The sequence below is a fragment of the Candidatus Nitrospira neuquenensis genome, from assembly GCF_979578155.1.
On record NZ_CEFZDU010000033.1, the window covers coordinates 37,600 to 54,718 of the forward strand.

Consider the following 17,119-nt stretch of genomic DNA (forward strand, 5'->3'; position numbering starts at 1 on the left):
CGCGATGCGTTGCGAGATCCTCACGCTGTTCCCGGACATGGTCCGGCCGGTCCTGGCCCAGAGCATGTTGAAGCGCGCCCGGGAGAAGGGGCTGGTCGAGGTCGGCGTGCGGAACCTCCGGGACTATACGACGGACCGCCACCAGGTCGCCGACGACGCGCCCTACGGCGGCGGGGCGGGGATGGTGATGAAGCCCGAACCGCTGTTCCGCGCCGTGGACGTCCTCGCGGCGGAGGAGCCGGGCGGGACGACCGGTCTGCGACTGATCCTGCCGTCGCCCCAGGGGCGGCCGTTCACGCAGGCGATGGCCGAGGGGATGGCGCGGGAGCCCCGGCGGCTCGTATTCCTCTGCGGGCACTACGAGGGCATCGACGAGCGGGTGCGGCTCGGCCTGCATCCGGAGGAGATCTCGATCGGCGACTACGTGCTGACGGGGGGGGAGCTGGCCGCGCTCGTGATGATCGACGCGGCGGTGCGGCTGGTTCCCGGCGTGCTGGGCGATCCGGAGTCGGCGCGCTTCGAGTCGTTCGCCGAGTCGCTCCTGGATTTTCCCCAGTACACCCGCCCGCCGGAGTTCCGGGGGCTGGAGGTGCCGGAGGTGCTGCTCTCGGGCAACCATGAGGCCATCCGGCGGTGGCGGCGAAAAGAGGCCTTGCGGAGCACGTACCTGAAGCGGCCGGACCTGCTGCAGGGACGGCCGTTGAGCGACGAGGAGCGGCGGTTGTTGGATGAGATCGTCCGCGAGCGCGCGGACGGCACGGCGGTGCATTGCGGGGAGGAGGGGTAATCACATGAATCGGTTGGAGCGCATCCAACGATCGTTGGTCAAGAAGACGATGCCGGCCTTCGAGATCGGGGACACGGTGCGGGTGCACGTGAAGGTGGTCGAGGGCGAGAAGGAGCGGATCCAGATCTTCGAGGGCACGGTCATCGCCCGCAAGGGCGGCCGCAACAGCGAGACGTTCACGGTCAGGAAGATTTCCTACGGCGTCGGCGTGGAGCGGATTTTCCCCGTTCACTCGCCGACGGTGACGCGGGTGGAAGTCGTGCGGCACGGCAAGGTGCGGCGCGCGAAGCTCTACTACCTGCGCCACAAGAAGGGCAAGACGGCGCGGGTCAGCGAGCGGGAGTACACGCCCGAGGCCAAGCAGGCGGCCGCGCCCGTCAAGGCGGCCGAGGTCCCGGACGAGGTCGGGGCGGCGAAGGCCTGACCCGGCGGCCGGGTCCGGCCCGCCGGCCGGCGCATCGGGGAGCGGTGGAGCCCACGGACCTCTTCGAGGGGGAAGCGCGAAGCTGCGGCTACCGGCGCGTGGCCGGCCTGGACGAGGCCGGGCGCGGGCCGCTGGCCGGCCCCATCGTCGCGGCGGCCGTGATCCTCCCCCGCCGGTTCCGGCTCCCGGGGCTGGACGATTCCAAGCTGGTGCCGGAGGCCGAGCGCGAGCGGCTGTGCGAGGCGATCCTGCGGCGCGCCGTGGGCGTCGGCATCGGGCGGGCGAGCGCGCGCGAAATCGACGCGGTGAACATCCTGGAGGCGACCCGGCTGGCCATGAGGCGGGCGATCGCGGCGCTGGCTCCTCCGCCGGACTTCCTGCTCCTCGACGCCCTCGTCCTCCCCGGCCTTGCCCTTCCCCAGCGGGCCATCGTCAAGGGCGACGGGCTCTCCCTCTCCATCGCCGCGGCCTCGATCGTGGCCAAGGTCACGCGGGACCGCATCATGGCGGAGGAGCACCGGCGCTTTCCCCTCTACAATTTCCTCGTCCACAAGGGCTATCCCACCCCGGAGCATCTCCGGTTGTTGGCCGCCCACGGTCCCTGCGAGCTGCATCGGTTGAGCTTCGGGCCCGTCCGGGCTCTCCGCGGCGGCGCGCCGGTCCCGGCCAGCGGGGGCGGCGATGCCTGAGCCCCTCCCGCTCGGGCCGGCGGCGGAGGAGGCGGCGGAGCGGCTGCTGCGCGGGAAGGGCTACCGGATTCTCGGCCGCAACGTGCGGCTGCCCGGCGGGGAGCTCGACCTGGTCGCCGAGACGGCGGGCGTCGTCGTGTTCGTCGAGGTGAAGGCCAGGCGGAGCGAGGCGTTCGGCGGCGCGCGGTCGGCGGTGGACGGCCGGAAGCGGGACCGGCTGGTGCGCCTGGCGACGCAGTTCCTCGCGGGACGCGGGCTCGCGGGGCGGCCCTGCCGGTTCGACGTCGTGCTCTGCCAGGGCGCCGAGGCCCGGCCGGACCGGCTGGAGCACATCGAGAACGCGTTCGAGGTGGCCGACGGCGGCCGGGGATGGTAGGGGGCGGAGCCGGAAGTTCGCTAATGATCCAGCTCTTCCACGTCTCGAAGTCCTATGACCGGAAGCCGGCGCTCCAGGACATCAATCTTCATATCGGCAAGGGGGAGTTCGTTCTGCTCATGGGGCCGAGCGGGGCGGGCAAGACGACGCTGCTGAAGCTCCTCTTCTGCGCGGAGCAGCCGGACGAGGGGCAGATCCTGGTCCAGGGCCGCAACGTGGCCAGGCTCCGCGGGTCCGACATCCCGTATCTCCGGCGCACGATGGGTTTCGTCTTCCAGGACTTCCGGCTCCTGCCCAAGAAAACGGTCTTCGAGAACGTCGCCCTCCCTCTGGTGGTGCAGGGGGTGGCGGCGTTCGAGACCAGGCGCCGGGTCATGGAGGCCCTCAAGGGCGTGGGGGTCGAGCAGAAGAGCGATGCCAAGCCGCTCGCGCTGTCGGCGGGCGAGCAGCAGCGGGTGTGCATCGCGCGGGCGATCGTGACGGGGCCGATCATCCTGCTCGCCGACGAGCCGACGGGCAACCTGGACGCCGACCTGACCCGGGAGATCGTGGAGCTGTTCAAGACGATCAACGCCCGCGGGACGACCGTCCTGATCGCCACGCACAACCAGCAGGTGGCGGAGCAGGTCGGCCGTCGGGTGATCGTGCTGCACCGGGGCCGCGTCCAGTCCGACGTGGGGGCGGGGGCGTGAGGCGGCTCGGATACCTGGTGCGCGAAGCGCTCGCGAACGTCCGCCTGAACCGGACCACGACGCTCATCGCCGTCGCGACGACCGCCTTCACCCTGGCCTGTTTCGGGGTTTTCCTGCTCCTCTACCTCAACCTCCGCGGGCTCGTCGGCTCCCTGCAGGACGATATCAAGGTCATCGTCTATCTCAAGGACGACGCCGCGCCCCACGCCGCGGCCGATCTGCAGCGGCGGCTCAAGGCGGAGCCGGAGGTCGTGGCGCTCGCGTTCATTTCCAAGGAACAGGCGCTGGCCGAGTTCACCCGGCAGTTCCCCGCGGAGGCGAGCCTCCTTCCCACCCTGGGCAGGAACCCGCTACCCGCCTCGCTCGAGGTGACGCTCGCGCCCCCGCTCCGCTCGGCGGACGCGGTCAGGCGGTGGGCCGCGCGCATTCAGGCCCTGCCGGAGGTGGCGCAGGTGCAGTACAGCCACGAATGGATCGAGAACCTGGCCAGCCTGGTCGGCTATCTGGAGCTCGCGGCTGTGGGGGTGGGCGGCCTGCTGGCGGCCGCCTCGGTGACGATCATCGCGAGCATGATCCGGCTGACCCTCTACGCGCGGCGCGACGAGATCGAGATCCTGAGCCTGATCGGGGCGACGAGGGCCTTCATCCGGGTGCCCTATCTGCTGGAGGGCGCCTTGCTCGGGGCTGCCGGCGGGGCGTTGTCCCTCCTGCTGCTGCGGGGCGGGTTCGAGTACGTCACGCGCCGGCTCGGTGAATCCGGGCGCGTCCTCGGCGTGACGCCGGACCTGGGCTTTTTCCCCGTCGAGTTGTCGGCGGTGCTCCTGTCGGCGGGGGTGGTGGTCGGCTTCGCCGGGAGCTATGTGTCGCTGCTCCGGTTCGGGAGGGCGCGGACGTGAGGGCCGGAACCGTCGTCCGGAGCGTCGCCCTCGTCGCGGCCCTGCTTGCGCCGTGGACGGTCCACGAGGCCGGGGCGGCCAAGGAGAAGGACGACCCCATCGCCCAGAAGATCGAGCGCGAGCGGAAGCAGCTCGAAAAGCTCAACCGGGAGATCGAGGAGAAGAAACGGCAGGCCGAGGAGGCGGAGAGGAAGCGCGAGTCGATCCTGCAATCGGTCCAGGACCTGGACGAGCGGCTGGTCCGCAGCCGGCAGGAGCGGCGGGAGATCGACCAGCAGCTCAAGAAGAAGGATCAGGAGATCGAGGCGCTCAACGGACAGATCGCCGCCAAGCGCGCGGGCATCGAGGAGCGGCGGGGCTCGATCCTGGCCCGTCTTCGGGTGCAGTACATGGAGGGCCGGCTGGGCCGCCTCAAGGCCTTGCTCTCGGCGGGGAGCCCGGCCGACCTCCAGCGGCGGTTCCAGTACCTGTCGGCCGTCTCCAAGCTCGAGTTCGAGATGATGACCGACTACCGGATCGACCTGATGGAGATCGAGGAGGCGGAGCAGCAGCGGGTCCGGGCCCGCGCGGACATGCTCACGTTCAAGCAACGGGTGGACCAGTCGTTGGCGGAGATTCAGGACACGAAGCGGCAGAAGCACGCCGTCCTCGCGAAGGTCAACCGCGAGAAGGCCGCCTACGACCGGGCGGTGGAGGAGCTCGAAAAGTCGGCCGCCCGGGTGGACCAGTTGGTGCAAAAGCTTCTCAAGGAGATGGAGGAGCGCCGCCGGGCCGCCGCGCTCCGGCCGCCGACTGGCCCCAAGGGCGCACTGCCCCCCCGCGGCGCGCTCCTGTGGCCGGCGGACGGCGAGGTCGTGTCCTACTTCGGGCGGCAGAAGCACCCGCAGTTCAACACCTACGTCGAGCGCAAGGGCATCGAGATCCGCACCGTGGAGGGCAGCGACATCAAGGCCGTCATGTCCGGCCAGGTGGCCTTCGCGGACTGGCTCAAGGGGTACGGGCTGGTGCTCATCCTCGACCACGGCAACGGGTTCTTCTCCCTCTACGCCCATGCGTCCCGCCTGCTCGCCAAGGTGGGGGACCCGGTCCAGGCCGGTCAGGTGATCGGCGAGACCGGGGACACGGGCATGACGGGCGACAGCACGCTGTACTTCGAGCTGCGCCAGGGGGCCGACCCCGTCGATCCCTTGGCATGGCTGTCCAAACGGCGGTAAGATACGACCGATTCCGGCGCATCCTCATCTCAGGAAAGGATACGAGAGGCTATGGCACACGACGGCCAGCGGCGTTCATGGTACTGGGGCCCCCTCGTCATGGTGGTCCTGGTCTTCGGCATCCTCATCGGTAAGGGATGGGAGCGGACCGGCCACGCGACGGAGACCTACGAGGAGCTGAAGACCTTCTCGGAAGTGCTGACGCAGATCCAGAAGCATTACGTCGAGGAGGCCAAGACCAAGGACCTCGTCCAGGGGGCGATCCGCGGGATGCTCGCCACGCTGGACCCGCACTCGGCCTACATGACTCCCGAGATGTACAAGGAGATCCAGGTCGAGACCAAGGGCGAGTTCGGCGGCGTCGGCATCCAGATCGGGATCAAGGAGAATCGCTTGACCGTGATCGCGCCCATCGAGGGGACGCCGGCGCAGCGGGCGGGGATCAAGGCGGGGGACTTCATCATCAAGGTCAACGACGAGTCCACCAAGGACATGACCCTGATGGACGCCGTGCAGCGGATGCGCGGACCCAAGGGGACCAAGGTCAGCCTGACGGTCCAGCGGGACGGCGCAGCCGAGCCGCTCTCCTTCACGCTCGTGCGCGACGTCATCAAGATCGAGAGCGTGAAGTCGAAGGTGCTAGAGAACAACATCGGCTACGTGCGGCTCAGCCAGTTCCAGGAGTCCACGGGCAAGGACTTGAGCCGCGTGCTCAAGCAGTTCCGCGAGCAGAAGGTGCAGTCCACGATCCTGGACCTGCGCAACAACCCGGGCGGGCTGCTCACCTCGGCGGTGGAGGTGTCGGAGCAGTTCATCGGGCCGGGCAAGCTGATCGTCTACATCAAGGGGCGTGACGGACGGAAGGACGAGTACGTGTCCCGTTTGAAGGAGCAGCCCGAGGACCATCCGATGATCGTGCTGGTCAACGAGGGGTCGGCCAGCGCGTCGGAGATCGTCGCGGGCGCCCTGCAGGACTGGGGCCGCGCGGTCGTGGTGGGGAACACCACATTCGGCAAGGGGTCCGTCCAGACGATCCTGCCGCTCGCCGACGGCTCCGGCCTCCGGCTGACGACGGCCAAGTACTACACGCCGAAGGGGCGGAGCATCCAGTCCACCGGCATCACGCCCGACATCGTGGTCAAGCCGCCGCAGCCCGTCGTCGCCAAGGCGGGCGAGGCGGAGGCCAAGGGAGCGAAGCCCAAGGAGGGCACGGTGCCCGCCGGCGCCAAGCCGGGCGATGAGGGCGCCGCGAAGACCCCGGCGGCCGGCGAGCCGGGGGCCGAGCCCGCCGCCGAGGAGGACGTGCAGCTCCAGAAGGCGGTCGAGCTGCTGAAGACCTGGAAGATCTTCAAGGAGCTGAGACCGCTCTGAGCGGCGCGCGGCGGAGGAGCGCCGGCCGCCGCCCCCGCCCGGCCTAGCGCGGTTTCTCGGGCTTAAGCACGAAACACGTGAGGGTCTTGGTCACCCCGTCCACCGCGCGGATGGGGGCGATCGTGTGTTCGTACAGGGTGTCGAAGCTCTCGCCTTCCACCTGCGCGATCAGGTCGTGGGGCCCCGACACGTTATAGACCGCCTTCACGCCCTCGATCCGGCTCAGCGTCTTGAAGACGCTCCTGGTGTGGTCTCCGGTCACGTCGATCAACACGAAGGCTGACACGCTCATCGTCGGTCCCGTTCCTCTTCATTCGGGGTTTCTACCTGGACGGCGCACCGTAGCAGAGGGATCGGGGCAAGTCAAGGCGATCCGCCGTCGATCCTCAGCCTGATGGCCGCCAACAGCTCCTCTTCCGTCGCCGTGACGCCCGGCAGCGTCCGCAGCAGATGGGACCGGGTCAGCGCCTCCAGGTCGGCGAGCGTCCGGATGCCGAGCCGGCCGTAGAGGTACTGCACGATCCCCTCCGACAGGCCGGGCAGCGTGCTCCAGGCCGCGACCTCGGGCGGAAGCGGCCGGCGGAGGTCCTCGTAGGCCCGGATCGTGCCGGTGCCGAGGAACTCCGCGATCTTCGCCGCGAGGTCCTTGCCGATCCCCGGAATCGTGCGCAGCGCGCCTCGATCCGCCACCGCCCGCACATCCTCCGACAGGTCGGCGATGGCGGCGGCCGCGCGCCGGTAGGCGCGAATCCGATGGGGGTTGGCCTGCTGCGCGGCCAGCTCGGCGGCCATGGCTTGAAAGAGGGCCGCGAGCGCGCGGTTGGTGTCGGTCATCGGCTGCGTGTCGGGCCGTGGTCGCGTCGGAATGCCTCCATGATACCGCATTTGGGCGCGCCCGGGGCGGTTGACAACCCGTCGGACCCTCCCCTAGGATGGGCGGGTCGACCGGGGGAAGAGGGGTGGGCACCGGGGGGCGGACCCTGCAGATTCGCGTCAACGGCGAGCCTCGGCGCGCCGGTGAGGATGTGACGGTGGCGGACCTCCTCCGCGAGCTGGACGTCCGACCGGACCGCGTCGCGGTCGAGGTGAACCTGGAGATCCTGGACCGCGGCGACTTCGAGCGGCGGCGATTGCGGGACGGGGACCGGGTGGAGATTCTGAGCTTCATCGGCGGTGGAGACCCTGGCCGCCGACCGCGGCACCGGGGGGGCGGATGAAGGACGACGATCGCCTGATCATCGGGGGCCGCGAGTTCAAGTCCCGCCTGTGGGTGGGCACGGGCAAGTACAAGGACTTCGCCGAGACCAAGCGGGCCATCGACGCGGCGGGGGCCGACGTGGTCACCGTCGCCGTGCGCCGCGTGAACATCACCGACCGCGGCAAGGAAAACCTGCTCGACTATCTCGACCCCGCGCGCTACACCATCCTGCCCAACACGGCCGGCTGCTACACGGTGGAGGACGCGCTCCGGTACGCGAGGCTGGCGCGGGCGGCCGGGGTGTCGGACATGGTGAAGCTCGAGGTGCTCGGCGACGAGCGCACCCTGTTCCCCGACGTCGTGGGGCTGATCGAGGCGGCGAAGATCCTCGTGAAGGAGGGGTTCTTCGTCCTGCCCTACACGAACGACGACCCGATCACGGCGCAGAAGCTGGTGGACGTGGGCTGTCCCGCCGTCATGCCCCTGGCGGCCCCGATCGGCTCCGGCCTCGGCATCCGGAATCCCTACAACCTCAGGATCATCCTCGAGACCCTCAAGGTGCCCGTCGTCGTGGACGCCGGCGTGGGGACCGCCTCCGATGCCGCCCTCGCCATGGAGTACGGCTGCGACGCGGTGCTGATGAACACGGCGATCGCCGGGGCCAAGGATCCCGTCATGATGGCCGAGGCGATGAAGCGCGCGGTCGAGGCCGGGAGGCTGGCCTACCGGGCCGGCCGCATCCCCCGCAAACTCTACGCGACGGCCAGCAGCCCCATCGAGGGCATGCTCTGACCGCGTGAGGCGTGAACGGCGAGGCGCGAACCGTAAAGGAAAAGGTTGCCGGCCGATGGACGCGGTGACGGTTCACGTCTAGCCTCCCACCCGTGACGCCTCGATGCCTCCCATCGATTTCTCCCTCTATCTGATCACCGACCGTCGTCAGACCGCCGGCCGTCCGCTGGTGCCGCTGCTGGGCCAGGCCGCGCGGGCGGGCCTCCGGGCGATCCAGCTCCGCGAGCGGGACCTGGCCGACCGGGAGCTGCTGGCCCTGGCCGGCGAGGCGCTGCCCTGCCTCCGCGAGGCGGGCTGCCGTCTCCTCGTCAACGACCGAGCGGACCTCGCCCTGGCGCTCGAGGCCGACGGCGTCCATCTTCGGTCCGACGGCCTGCCCGTCCACGTGGCGCGGCGCCTGGTCGGTTCCGGCCGAGTGATCGGGGTTTCTGCGCATTCGGCGGACGAGGCCGTGCGCGCCGCGGAGGAAGGGGCGGATTTCGCCGTGCTGGGCCCCGTCTACGACACGCCCTCCAAGCGGGGGTACGGCGCGCCGATCGGCCTCTCGCCGGTCGAGGAGGCGTGCCGCCGCTGTCGGATGCCCGTGCTCGCGATCGGCGGCATCACGGCGGCGCGCGTCCGCGAGGTGCGCGCGGCCGGCGCGGCCGGCGTCGCCGTCGTCTCGGCGATCCTTTCCGCCTCCGACGTCGAGGCGGCGACGCGCGCGTTGCTGGCGGCGCTCGCGCGGTGAGGCGCGCGCCCGCGGCCCGCCGCCGCTGTTGACCGCTCGGGGGGGCGATGATAGAATCCGCCCATGTTTGCGCTCCGTGAATGACGGCAGACGGCGGGAGAGGGGGCCCATGGCCGAGTCCAAGCGCGGCTCGAGTCGGCTCAGTTCCCTTCGGGATTCGGTGAAGAAACTGACCGAACGGTTGTCGGACGGAGAGGCAGACCCGATGAGAAGGTCGGAGGAACAGGCCCGCGAGGTCGAGAAGCTCCGCGTCCAGCTCCAGTCCATGGAGGAGGAGCTGCGGCAGCTCCACCATTCCCGCCATCAACTGGAGCAGGCGTCCCGCCAGAACGAGCGCCTGTCCGCCGCCCTGCAGGAGGCCAAGGCGCAGATCGAGGCCCTGCGGGTCGAGGTGGACAAGCTGACCGCCCCGCCCTCCACCTACGCGATCTTCTCCAGCCTCAACGGCGATCACACGGCGAACGTCTACGTGTCCGGCCGCAAGATGAAGGTCAACCTCCATCCCGCGATCAAGGCCAAGGAGCTGCGCAAGGGCCAGGAGGTGATCCTCAACGAGGCCTTCAACGTGATCGAGGTCCGCGAGTACGGCGGGATGGGGGAGGTGGTCCGGCTCAAGGACCTGCTGGAGGACCACCGCGCACTCGTGACCCTCCACATGGACGAGGAGAAGGTCGCCGAGCTGGGAGATCGCCTCAAGGGCGAGCGCCTGAGCGTAGGCGACACCCTGCTCTACGACCCGCGCTCCGGCTACGTGATCGAGAAGCTGCCGAAGTCGGAGGCGGAGGAGCTGGTCCTCGAAGAGGTGCCCGACGTCAGCTACGAGCACATCGGCGGGCTGGAGAAGGAGATCGAGCAGGTCCGCGACGCCGTCGAGCTGCCATTCCTGTACCCGGACCTCTTCGCCGAGCACAAGCTCAACCCGCCCAAGGGCGTGCTGCTCTACGGGCCTCCCGGCTGCGGGAAGACCCTGATCGCGAAGGCCGTCGCCAACTCCATTGCCAAGAAGCTGGGGCACCTGACGGGCAAGGCCCTGCGGAGCTTTTTCCTCCACGTCAAGGGGCCGGAGCTGCTGAACAAGTACGTCGGCGAGTCCGAGCGGCAGGTCCGGGAGGTGTTCAAGAAGGCCAAGGAGCGCGCGGCGGAGGGGAACCCCGTCATCGTGTTCTTCGACGAGATGGACGCGCTCTTCCGGACCCGCGGCAGCGGGATCTCCTCCGACATCGAGTCCACGATCGTGCCCCAGTTCCTCTCGGAGATCGACGGCGTGGAGCGGCTCCGCAACGTGATCGTGATCGGCGCGAGCAACCGGCAGGACCTCATCGACCCCGCCGTGCTGCGGGCCGGCCGGCTCGACGTCAAGATCAAGATCTCGCGTCCGGACCAGTCGGCCGCGCGCGACATTTTCTCCAAGTACCTCACGACGGAGCTGCCCTTCGCCGAGGAGGAGGTGGCGCGCTACGGCGGCGACCGGCGCGCGCTCGTGGAGGCCTTCGTCTCCCGGACCGTCGAGGGGATGTACGCGACCTCCGAGGAGAACAAATTCCTCGAGGTGACTTACGCGAACGGCGAGAAGGAGCTGCTCTACTTCAAGGATTTCGCCAGCGGCGCGCTGATCGAAGGCGTGGTGTCCCGCGCGAAGAAGCACGCCATCAAGCGGGCGATCGCCGGTCAGGGCAAGGGGTTGAAGCTGGAGGACCTGCAGCGGGCGATCCGCGAGGAGTTCAAGGAGCACGAGGATCTGCCCAACACGACCAACCCGGACGACTGGGCCAAGATCGCCGGCAAGAAGGGCGAGAAGATCATCCACGTCCGGACCATCACCGCGGGCTCGACGGAGTCCCGGCGGATCGAGACCATCAGCACCGGTCACTACTTCTGACCGGACCGCACCGACCAGGGAAGACACCCGTGCCGCGAGTTCTGGGAACAGAAACGGAGTTCGGCATCGCCGCCCGCGACCCCGAGGCGCTCGACCCGGTGTCCAACTCGCTCCAGTTGATCGGCCACTATCCGGCCCTGCCCGCGCCCCAGGCCATCTGGGACTACGAGAACGAGAATCCCCTGCTGGACGCCCGGGGCTTCGAGGTGGAGGGCGAGCGCGAGCGTCCGGGGCCGGACTACAACCGCCTCCTGAACAAGCTGCTGGCCAACGGCGGCCGCCTCTACGTGGACGGCGCGCACCCCGAGTATTCGACCCCCGAATGCACGAACGCCCGCGAGTTGGTCGCCTTCGAGCGCGCGGGCGAGCTGGTGCTCGCCGACTGCCTGCGGGCCATGGCGAACGCCCGCGGCGAGAAGTTCGTCCTGTACAAGAACAACACGGACGGCAAGGGGAACAGCTACGGCTACCACGAGAACTACCTGGTGCCCCGCGCCGTGCCCTTCGACCGGATCGTGCGGGGCCTGCTCCCGTTCCTGGTGACCCGCCAGATCTACGCGGGCGCCGGCAAGGTCGGCGCCGAGAATCAGACCGGGCCGACCGAGTACCAGATCTCCCAGCGGGCCGATTTCTTCGAGTGCCTGGTGGACCTGAACACCATGGTCAAACGGCCCATCATCAACACGCGCGACGAGCCGCACGCCGACCCGGCCAAGTACCGCCGCCTGCACGTCATCGTGGGCGACGCCAACATGGCCGAGCTGTCCACCTATCTGAAGGTCGGGACGACGATGATCGTCCTGGACATGATCGAGGCCGGATGGCCGCTGCCGGAACTCGAGCTGGAGGACCCGGTGCGCGCGATCAAGGAGGTCTCGCGTGACCTGGACCTCAGGGGCGTGCTCAAGCTGGCCGACGGCCGCGTCACCTCCGCCGTGGCGGTCCAGCGCGGCTACCTCAAGGCCGCGTACGACTTCTACGCCTGCCACGAGATTTCGCAGGTGACCAAGGACGTCCTGGTCCGGTGGGAAGAGGTGCTGGACAAGCTGGAGCGCGATCCCCTGCTCCTGGCCCGGGAGCTGGATTGGGTCGCCAAGCGGGAGCTGATGCGCTCCTACATGGACCGTCGGGGCTGCGGCTGGAGCGATCCCCGCGTCCTGCTCCTGGACCTGCAGTACCACGACGTCCGGCCGGAGAAGGGGCTGTACTACACGCTGGAGCGTAGCAATATGATCGAGCGCTTGCTCCAGGACGGCGAGATTGAGCGGGCGGTCCGGCACGCTCCGACCGGGACGCGGGCCTATTTCCGCGGGGGGTGCCTCGCCAAGTTCCCCCGGGAGGTGTACGCGGCCAGCTGGACCTCGGTGCTCCTGGACGTCGGGAACACCGCGATCAAGAAAATCCCGTTGATGGAGCCGTTGCGCGGGAGCGAGTCGTTGACGCGCGAGTTGCTGGAAGGGTCCGATTCGGCGGCGTCGTTGCTCGCCAAATTGACCTCGTGACCGTGCCCGCCTGCGGCGCCCGCCCCACGCGCCGCGCCGCTCGACCCGGACATTCGCCGGGATCGGTTCCGACAGAAGGAGAGGGCAGACCGTGGCGTTCCCGCCGTCCGACGACTGGGGCTCCAGCTTCTTCGACTATCTCCTCCACCAGCGACCCGACCTGATACCGGCGGCGCGCGGCTGGCCCGGGCCCGCGGCCGTCGAGGGGCGGGGCGGGCCCCTGCCGGACTCGCCCCACGGCACGACCGTGCTCGCGATCAAGTACCGGGACGGCGTCCTCATCGCCGGCGACCGGCGGGCCACCGAGGGCTTCCAGATCGCCGGCCGGCGGATGGAGAAAGTCTTCAAGGTGGACGAGCACTCGGCCATGGCCATCGCCGGGGCCGCGGGGCCGTGCATCGAGCTGGCCCGGCTGTTCCGCACGGAGTTGGAGCACTACGAGAAGCTGGAGGGCGTCCAGCTCTCCTGCGAGGGCAAGGCGAACAAGCTCGGGCAGATGGTCAAGGCCAACCTGCCCCTCGTCTTCCAGGGGCTGATCGTGATCCCGATCTACGCCGGCTTCGACCACCGGCGGAACGAGGGGCGGATCTTCAAGTACGACGTCACGGGCGGCCGGTACGAGGAGTCCGAGTACCACGCCATCGGCTCGGGCGGCAAGGATGCGCGCAACACCATCAAGGAGCATTACCGCAGGGACCTGGCGGAGCCCGAGGCGCTCAAGGTCGCCCTGCTCGCGCTGTACAACGCCGCCGAGGAGGACGTCGGCACGGGCGGTCCCGACCTGATCCGCGGCATCTACCCGACGGCCAAGCTCGTCGGCGCCGGCGGCATCGCGGACGTGGACGAGCGGCGCATCGCCGGCGTCTACGCGGAGCTGATCGAGGGAAGGAAGAAGGAGGTCTGAGGATGGCGCTGCCCTACTACGTCTCGCCCGAGCAGATGATGCAGGACAAGGCGGAGTACGCCAAGAAGGGCATCGCCAAGGGGCGGTCCATCATCGCCATGGAGTATGCGGACGGAGTTCTGCTGGTCGCCGACAACCCGAGCGCCTCCCTCTACAAGATCTCCGAGCTCTACGACAGCATCGCCTTTTCGGGCGCGGGGAAGTACAGCGAGTTCGAGAACCTGCGCAAGGCCGGCATCCGCCACGCGGACCTCAAGGGCTTCATGTACAGCCGGGAGGACGTGACCGCGCGCTCGCTCGCGAACGCCTACTCGCAGAGCCTGGGGACGATCTTCAGCCAGGAGATCAAGCCGCTGGAGGTCGAGATCCTCGTCGCGCAGGTGGGCGAGCCGGGGCGCCCCAACGAGATGTACCGCATCTCGTTCGACGGCAGCATCTTCGACGAGCGGGGCTTCACCGCGATCGGCGGGCGGGCGGAGGCGCTCCAGGTCTTCCTGAAGGAGCGCTACAAGAGCGAGGCGCCGTCGCTCAAGGTCGCGCTCACCCTCTGCACGGAGGCGCTGGAGAGCGTGACCAACCAGAAGCTCCCCCTCGAGGGGTTGGAGATCGCCGTACTGGACCGCCACCGGACCGGCCGCCGCTTCCGCCGTCTCCCGCCCGCCGAGGTGCGCCAGATCCTCGCCTGACCGTCCTTCCCGTTCTTGAAGTCGGCGGGCTCCGCGTGTATGCTTGGCCCATGACCTGACCGCACGCGGCGCGTCCATGAGACAACGCATCTTCGGGCTCGAGAACGAGTACGGCCTGATCTTCTCCCCCAACGGGCGCATCTACCTGCCCATGGAGAAGGTCCTCGGGTATATCTTCGAGGGGCTCATCCCGAACAGTTGGCCTTCCAACGCCTTCCTCGTCAACGGCGCGCGCTTCTACCAGGACACCGGCTGCCACCCCGAGTACTCCACTCCCGAGTGCGACAACATCCTCGACCTCGTCGTGCACGACAAGGCCGGCGAGCGGCTCCTCGAGGCCTGCCTGCCGGCCGCCGAGGAGCGGCTCCGCGAGGAAGGCCTGTCGGGCGAGATCTACATCTTCAAGAACAACACCGATTCGCTGGGCAACACCTACGGCTGCCACGAGAATTTCCTGATGCGCCGGGACGTGGATTTTTGGAAGGTGACGGAGCAGCTCATCCCCTTCTTCGTGACGAGGCAGATCTACGCGGGCGCCGGCAAGGTCATCAAGGTGTCCGGCAAGCCGCAGTACTTCATCTCCCAGCGCGCCCAGCACATCCACGAGAAGACCTCCTCCTCGACGACCTCCTCCCGCAGCATCATCAACACGCGGGACGAGCCCCACGCGGACGCCGAGAAGTACCGTCGCTTGCACATCATCGTCGGCGACTCCAACATGTCCGAGTACGCGACCTATCTGAAGGTGGGTGTCGCCGCGCTCGTGCTCTCGATGATCGAGGACGGCTTCACCGTCAGCGGAATGGAGCTGGAGGACCCGGTCAAGGCCATCCGCGAGATCTCCCGCGATCCGACGCTGAAGAAGAAGGTCAAGCTGGACGACGGCCGCCAACTGAGCGGGATCGAGATCCAGCGGGTCTATCTCGACCGGGCCGGGGAGTACCTGAGCGCCCAGCCGCGCGACGCGGTGATGGAGGACGTCCTCGCGAAGTGGGCCGACGTGCTCGACCGACTCGAGGACGACCCCATGCAGCTCTCCCGCGAGATCGATTGGGTGAGCAAGAAGAGGCTCCTGGACCGGTACATGGACAAGAAGGGCTGCGGCATGGACGACCCCCGCATCCTGCTCATGGACCTCCAGTACCACGACGTCAAGCGTACCAGGGGGCTCTACTATCTTCTGGAGGCCAGGGGCCTGACCGAGCGGATCGTGGACGAGGAGGCGGTGCAGCGGGCCATGTCCGTCCCGCCGCAGACGACGCGGGCCAAGGTGCGGGGGGATTTCATCCGCTTCGCGCGGGCCAAGAATCGGTCCTACACCGTGGACTGGACCTACCTGAAGCTCAACGGCTACTGGGAGGAGACGATCCTCTGCATGGATCCCTTCAGCGCGGTCAACCGGCGGGTGGACGAGCTGGTGTCCCAGGTGGCGGGGCTGCGGTTCTACCGATGATGGGCGGGGGCGGGCAGACGACGGCGGAGCGCGGCCGTCGGCGGGATCGCCTGACGATCATGGCCGTCGTGCTGGTGACCAGCGTGTTCCCCGTCGAGCCGTTCCCCGGCGCCCCGCGCGACCTGCGCGGCACCGACGGGCAGTTCAGCGGGAAACAGGGGCAGGTCATCGTCGTTCGGCTTCCCGTCGAGGGGGAGCCGTCGGCCGACGATCCGATCGAGGTTGAGGGCCGGTTCCTGGGTCGGACGATCCCCTTCTTCCCCGCGCAGGCCTCATCGGGGGGGCGCTACGTCGGGCTCCTGGGGATCGACCTGCAGGACGCCCCCGGCACGCACGAGCTGGCCGTGCGGGTGAAGTCGGCCGGCCGGACGAAGCGGTTGAGCTACAACGTCCTCGTCATCAAGCACTCCTACCCGGTCCAGCGGCTGACCTTGCCCAAGGACAAGGTGGATTTGGACGAGCGGAGCCTCGTCCGCGTCAAGGCCGAGCAGCAACAGGTGCGGTCGGTGCTGGACCACGTGACCCGCGAGCGGCTCTGGGCCGGCGATTTCGTCGAGCCGGTGCACGGCCCGATCGCGGGCTCCTTCGGACAGGCGCGGATCATCAACGGCCGGCCGCGCAACCCCCACAACGGCGAGGATATCTCGGCGCCGCCCGGCACCGAGGTCGTCGCGACCAACGACGGGATCGTCCGCCTGACGGTCGATCACTTCTTCTCCGGGAAGGGGATCTATCTCGACCACGGGCTCGGCCTCTATTCGATGTACTTCCACCTGTCGGAGATTACGGTGCGGGACGGCGAGGAGGTCAAGCGGGGTCAGGTCATCGGCCGCGTCGGGGCCTCCGGGCGGGTGTCGGGTCCCCACCTCCACTGGGCGGTCCGGTTGAACGGCGCCCGCGTGGACCCCTATGCCCTGCTGACGCTGTCCTTCGCCGAGGAGGCGGCCGGCCGGCCATGAGCAGCGGCGCCGGGCCCCTCGGTTCCGCTTGCGCACGGCTCGGCCGGGGCCGCGTCGTCCTCACCCTGATCGCCGCCGCCCTGGCGGCGGGCTGCGGCCAGACGATTCCCGCCAAGTACCTCAAGCAGGCGGAGCCGGGGGTCACCCTGACGGTCCTGGCGAGTCGGCCGGAGGCCTACCGCGGCAAGGTCGTGCTGCTCGGCGGCGTCGTGGTGGAGCATCGGGAGGCGGGGGCGCAGGTCTGGCTACACATGAAGAACCGGCCGTTGGACGAGGACTACGAGCCGCACCTGCCCATCGCGCAGATCCCCTCCGAGGCGGGCTACTACTGGGTGGCCGTGCCCTCGAAGAATCTCCCGAAGACGTACCGGAACTGGGCCCAGGTGACCGTCGTCGGCCGCGTGGCGGCGGCGCCCGCGGGCTCGCCCGCCTCCGGGCGCGAGCCGGTCCTCCACGCCCTCTTCCTGCGCGGCTGGGGCGGCGACAGCGAGGAGAGCATCTGGGAGCAGACGATGGACGCGCACTATCTTCTGGAGCGCCCGCCCGCCACCAGGGAGAATTGACCCG

General features: G+C 69.0%; 20 protein-coding genes. 18 read left to right on the top strand and 2 right to left on the bottom strand.

What is annotated here, in order from left to right:
• The first annotated feature begins 4 nt into the window (after nt 1-4).
• From trmD to AC1U7O_RS11050, 8 genes are read left to right on the top strand one after another with little or no spacing between them, the layout of a single operon-like run.
• Entirely contained in the window at nt 5-787 is a 783-nt protein-coding gene (gene trmD, locus AC1U7O_RS11015) for a tRNA (guanosine(37)-N1)-methyltransferase TrmD (RefSeq protein ID WP_479894826.1), read from the top strand.
• A gap of 4 nt (nt 788-791) precedes the next feature.
• Entirely contained in the window at nt 792-1,211 is a 420-nt protein-coding gene (gene rplS / locus AC1U7O_RS11020) for a 50S ribosomal protein L19 (protein ID WP_479894827.1), read from the top strand.
• Nucleotides 1,212-1,255: 44 nt separating this feature from the next.
• Nucleotides 1,256-1,900 carry a ribonuclease HII gene (locus AC1U7O_RS11025; protein ID WP_479894828.1) on the top strand — a complete coding sequence of 215 codons (645 nt, stop codon included), beginning with the start codon at nt 1,256-1,258 and terminating at the stop codon, nt 1,898-1,900.
• Nucleotides 1,893-2,276: a YraN family protein gene (locus AC1U7O_RS11030; RefSeq protein ID WP_479894829.1), complete on the top strand. Its 384-nt coding sequence runs from the start codon at nt 1,893-1,895 to the stop codon at nt 2,274-2,276. The genes AC1U7O_RS11025 and AC1U7O_RS11030 overlap by 8 nt, the downstream gene beginning before the upstream one ends.
• A gap of 23 nt (nt 2,277-2,299) precedes the next feature.
• Complete coding sequence (gene ftsE, locus AC1U7O_RS11035; RefSeq protein ID WP_479894830.1) at nt 2,300-2,968, top strand: cell division ATP-binding protein FtsE; 669 nt, start codon at nt 2,300-2,302, stop codon at nt 2,966-2,968.
• Nucleotides 2,965-3,864, top strand: coding sequence for a cell division protein FtsX (locus tag AC1U7O_RS11040; protein ID WP_479894831.1), 900 nt, complete (start codon nt 2,965-2,967; stop codon nt 3,862-3,864). The genes ftsE and AC1U7O_RS11040 overlap by 4 nt, the downstream gene beginning before the upstream one ends.
• Nucleotides 3,861-5,078, top strand: coding sequence for a murein hydrolase activator EnvC family protein (locus AC1U7O_RS11045; protein ID WP_479894832.1), 1,218 nt, complete (start codon nt 3,861-3,863; stop codon nt 5,076-5,078). Before AC1U7O_RS11040 ends, AC1U7O_RS11045 begins: the two co-directional genes overlap by 4 nt.
• A 51-nt stretch (nt 5,079-5,129) precedes the next feature.
• Complete coding sequence (locus AC1U7O_RS11050; RefSeq protein WP_479894833.1) at nt 5,130-6,449, top strand: S41 family peptidase; 1,320 nt, start codon at nt 5,130-5,132, stop codon at nt 6,447-6,449.
• 43 nt (nt 6,450-6,492) lie between these two features.
• Here AC1U7O_RS11050 and AC1U7O_RS11055 read toward each other — a convergent pair whose 3' ends face one another.
• A complete protein-coding gene (locus tag AC1U7O_RS11055) occupies nt 6,493-6,741 on the bottom strand; it encodes an Lrp/AsnC family transcriptional regulator (protein WP_479894834.1) in 249 nt (82 codons plus the stop codon).
• 71 nt (nt 6,742-6,812) lie between these two features.
• Nucleotides 6,813-7,283 carry a helix-hairpin-helix domain-containing protein gene (locus tag AC1U7O_RS11060; protein WP_479894835.1) on the bottom strand — a complete coding sequence of 157 codons (471 nt, stop codon included), beginning with the start codon at nt 7,281-7,283 and terminating at the stop codon, nt 6,813-6,815.
• 197 nt (nt 7,284-7,480) lie between these two features.
• Here AC1U7O_RS11060 and thiS point away from each other — a divergent pair, with 197 nt between their 5' ends.
• From thiS to AC1U7O_RS11110, 10 genes are all read left to right on the top strand, one after another.
• The gene (gene thiS / locus AC1U7O_RS11065) at nt 7,481-7,666 is read left to right on the top strand and encodes a sulfur carrier protein ThiS (RefSeq protein ID WP_479894836.1); all 186 of its coding nucleotides are present in this window, start codon (nt 7,481-7,483) and stop codon (nt 7,664-7,666) included.
• Nucleotides 7,663-8,439: a thiazole synthase gene (locus tag AC1U7O_RS11070; protein WP_479894837.1), complete on the top strand. Its 777-nt coding sequence runs from the start codon at nt 7,663-7,665 to the stop codon at nt 8,437-8,439. The genes thiS and AC1U7O_RS11070 overlap by 4 nt, the downstream gene beginning before the upstream one ends.
• A 103-nt stretch (nt 8,440-8,542) precedes the next feature.
• Nucleotides 8,543-9,169: a thiamine phosphate synthase gene (gene thiE, locus AC1U7O_RS11075; protein ID WP_479894838.1), complete on the top strand. Its 627-nt coding sequence runs from the start codon at nt 8,543-8,545 to the stop codon at nt 9,167-9,169.
• 205 nt (nt 9,170-9,374) lie between these two features.
• Nucleotides 9,375-11,048, top strand: coding sequence for a proteasome ATPase (gene arc / locus AC1U7O_RS11080; protein WP_479894839.1), 1,674 nt, complete (start codon nt 9,375-9,377; stop codon nt 11,046-11,048).
• Between the two features lie 29 nt (nt 11,049-11,077).
• Complete coding sequence (gene dop / locus AC1U7O_RS11085) at nt 11,078-12,550, top strand: depupylase/deamidase Dop (protein ID WP_479894840.1); 1,473 nt, start codon at nt 11,078-11,080, stop codon at nt 12,548-12,550.
• A gap of 91 nt (nt 12,551-12,641) precedes the next feature.
• Nucleotides 12,642-13,454, top strand: coding sequence for a proteasome subunit beta (gene prcB, locus AC1U7O_RS11090; protein WP_479894841.1), 813 nt, complete (start codon nt 12,642-12,644; stop codon nt 13,452-13,454).
• 2 nt (nt 13,455-13,456) lie between these two features.
• On the top strand, nt 13,457-14,140 hold the full coding sequence (gene prcA / locus AC1U7O_RS11095) for a proteasome subunit alpha (RefSeq protein ID WP_479894842.1): 684 nt from the start codon (nt 13,457-13,459) through the stop codon (nt 14,138-14,140).
• 76 nt (nt 14,141-14,216) lie between these two features.
• Nucleotides 14,217-15,593 carry a Pup--protein ligase gene (gene pafA / locus AC1U7O_RS11100; protein ID WP_479894843.1) on the top strand — a complete coding sequence of 459 codons (1,377 nt, stop codon included), beginning with the start codon at nt 14,217-14,219 and terminating at the stop codon, nt 15,591-15,593.
• Nucleotides 15,590-16,552: a M23 family metallopeptidase gene (locus AC1U7O_RS11105; protein WP_479894844.1), complete on the top strand. Its 963-nt coding sequence runs from the start codon at nt 15,590-15,592 to the stop codon at nt 16,550-16,552. The genes pafA and AC1U7O_RS11105 overlap by 4 nt, the downstream gene beginning before the upstream one ends.
• Entirely contained in the window at nt 16,549-17,115 is a 567-nt protein-coding gene (locus AC1U7O_RS11110) for a Slp family lipoprotein (protein ID WP_479894845.1), read from the top strand. Before AC1U7O_RS11105 ends, AC1U7O_RS11110 begins: the two co-directional genes overlap by 4 nt.
• Nucleotides 17,116-17,119 lie beyond the last annotated feature (4 nt).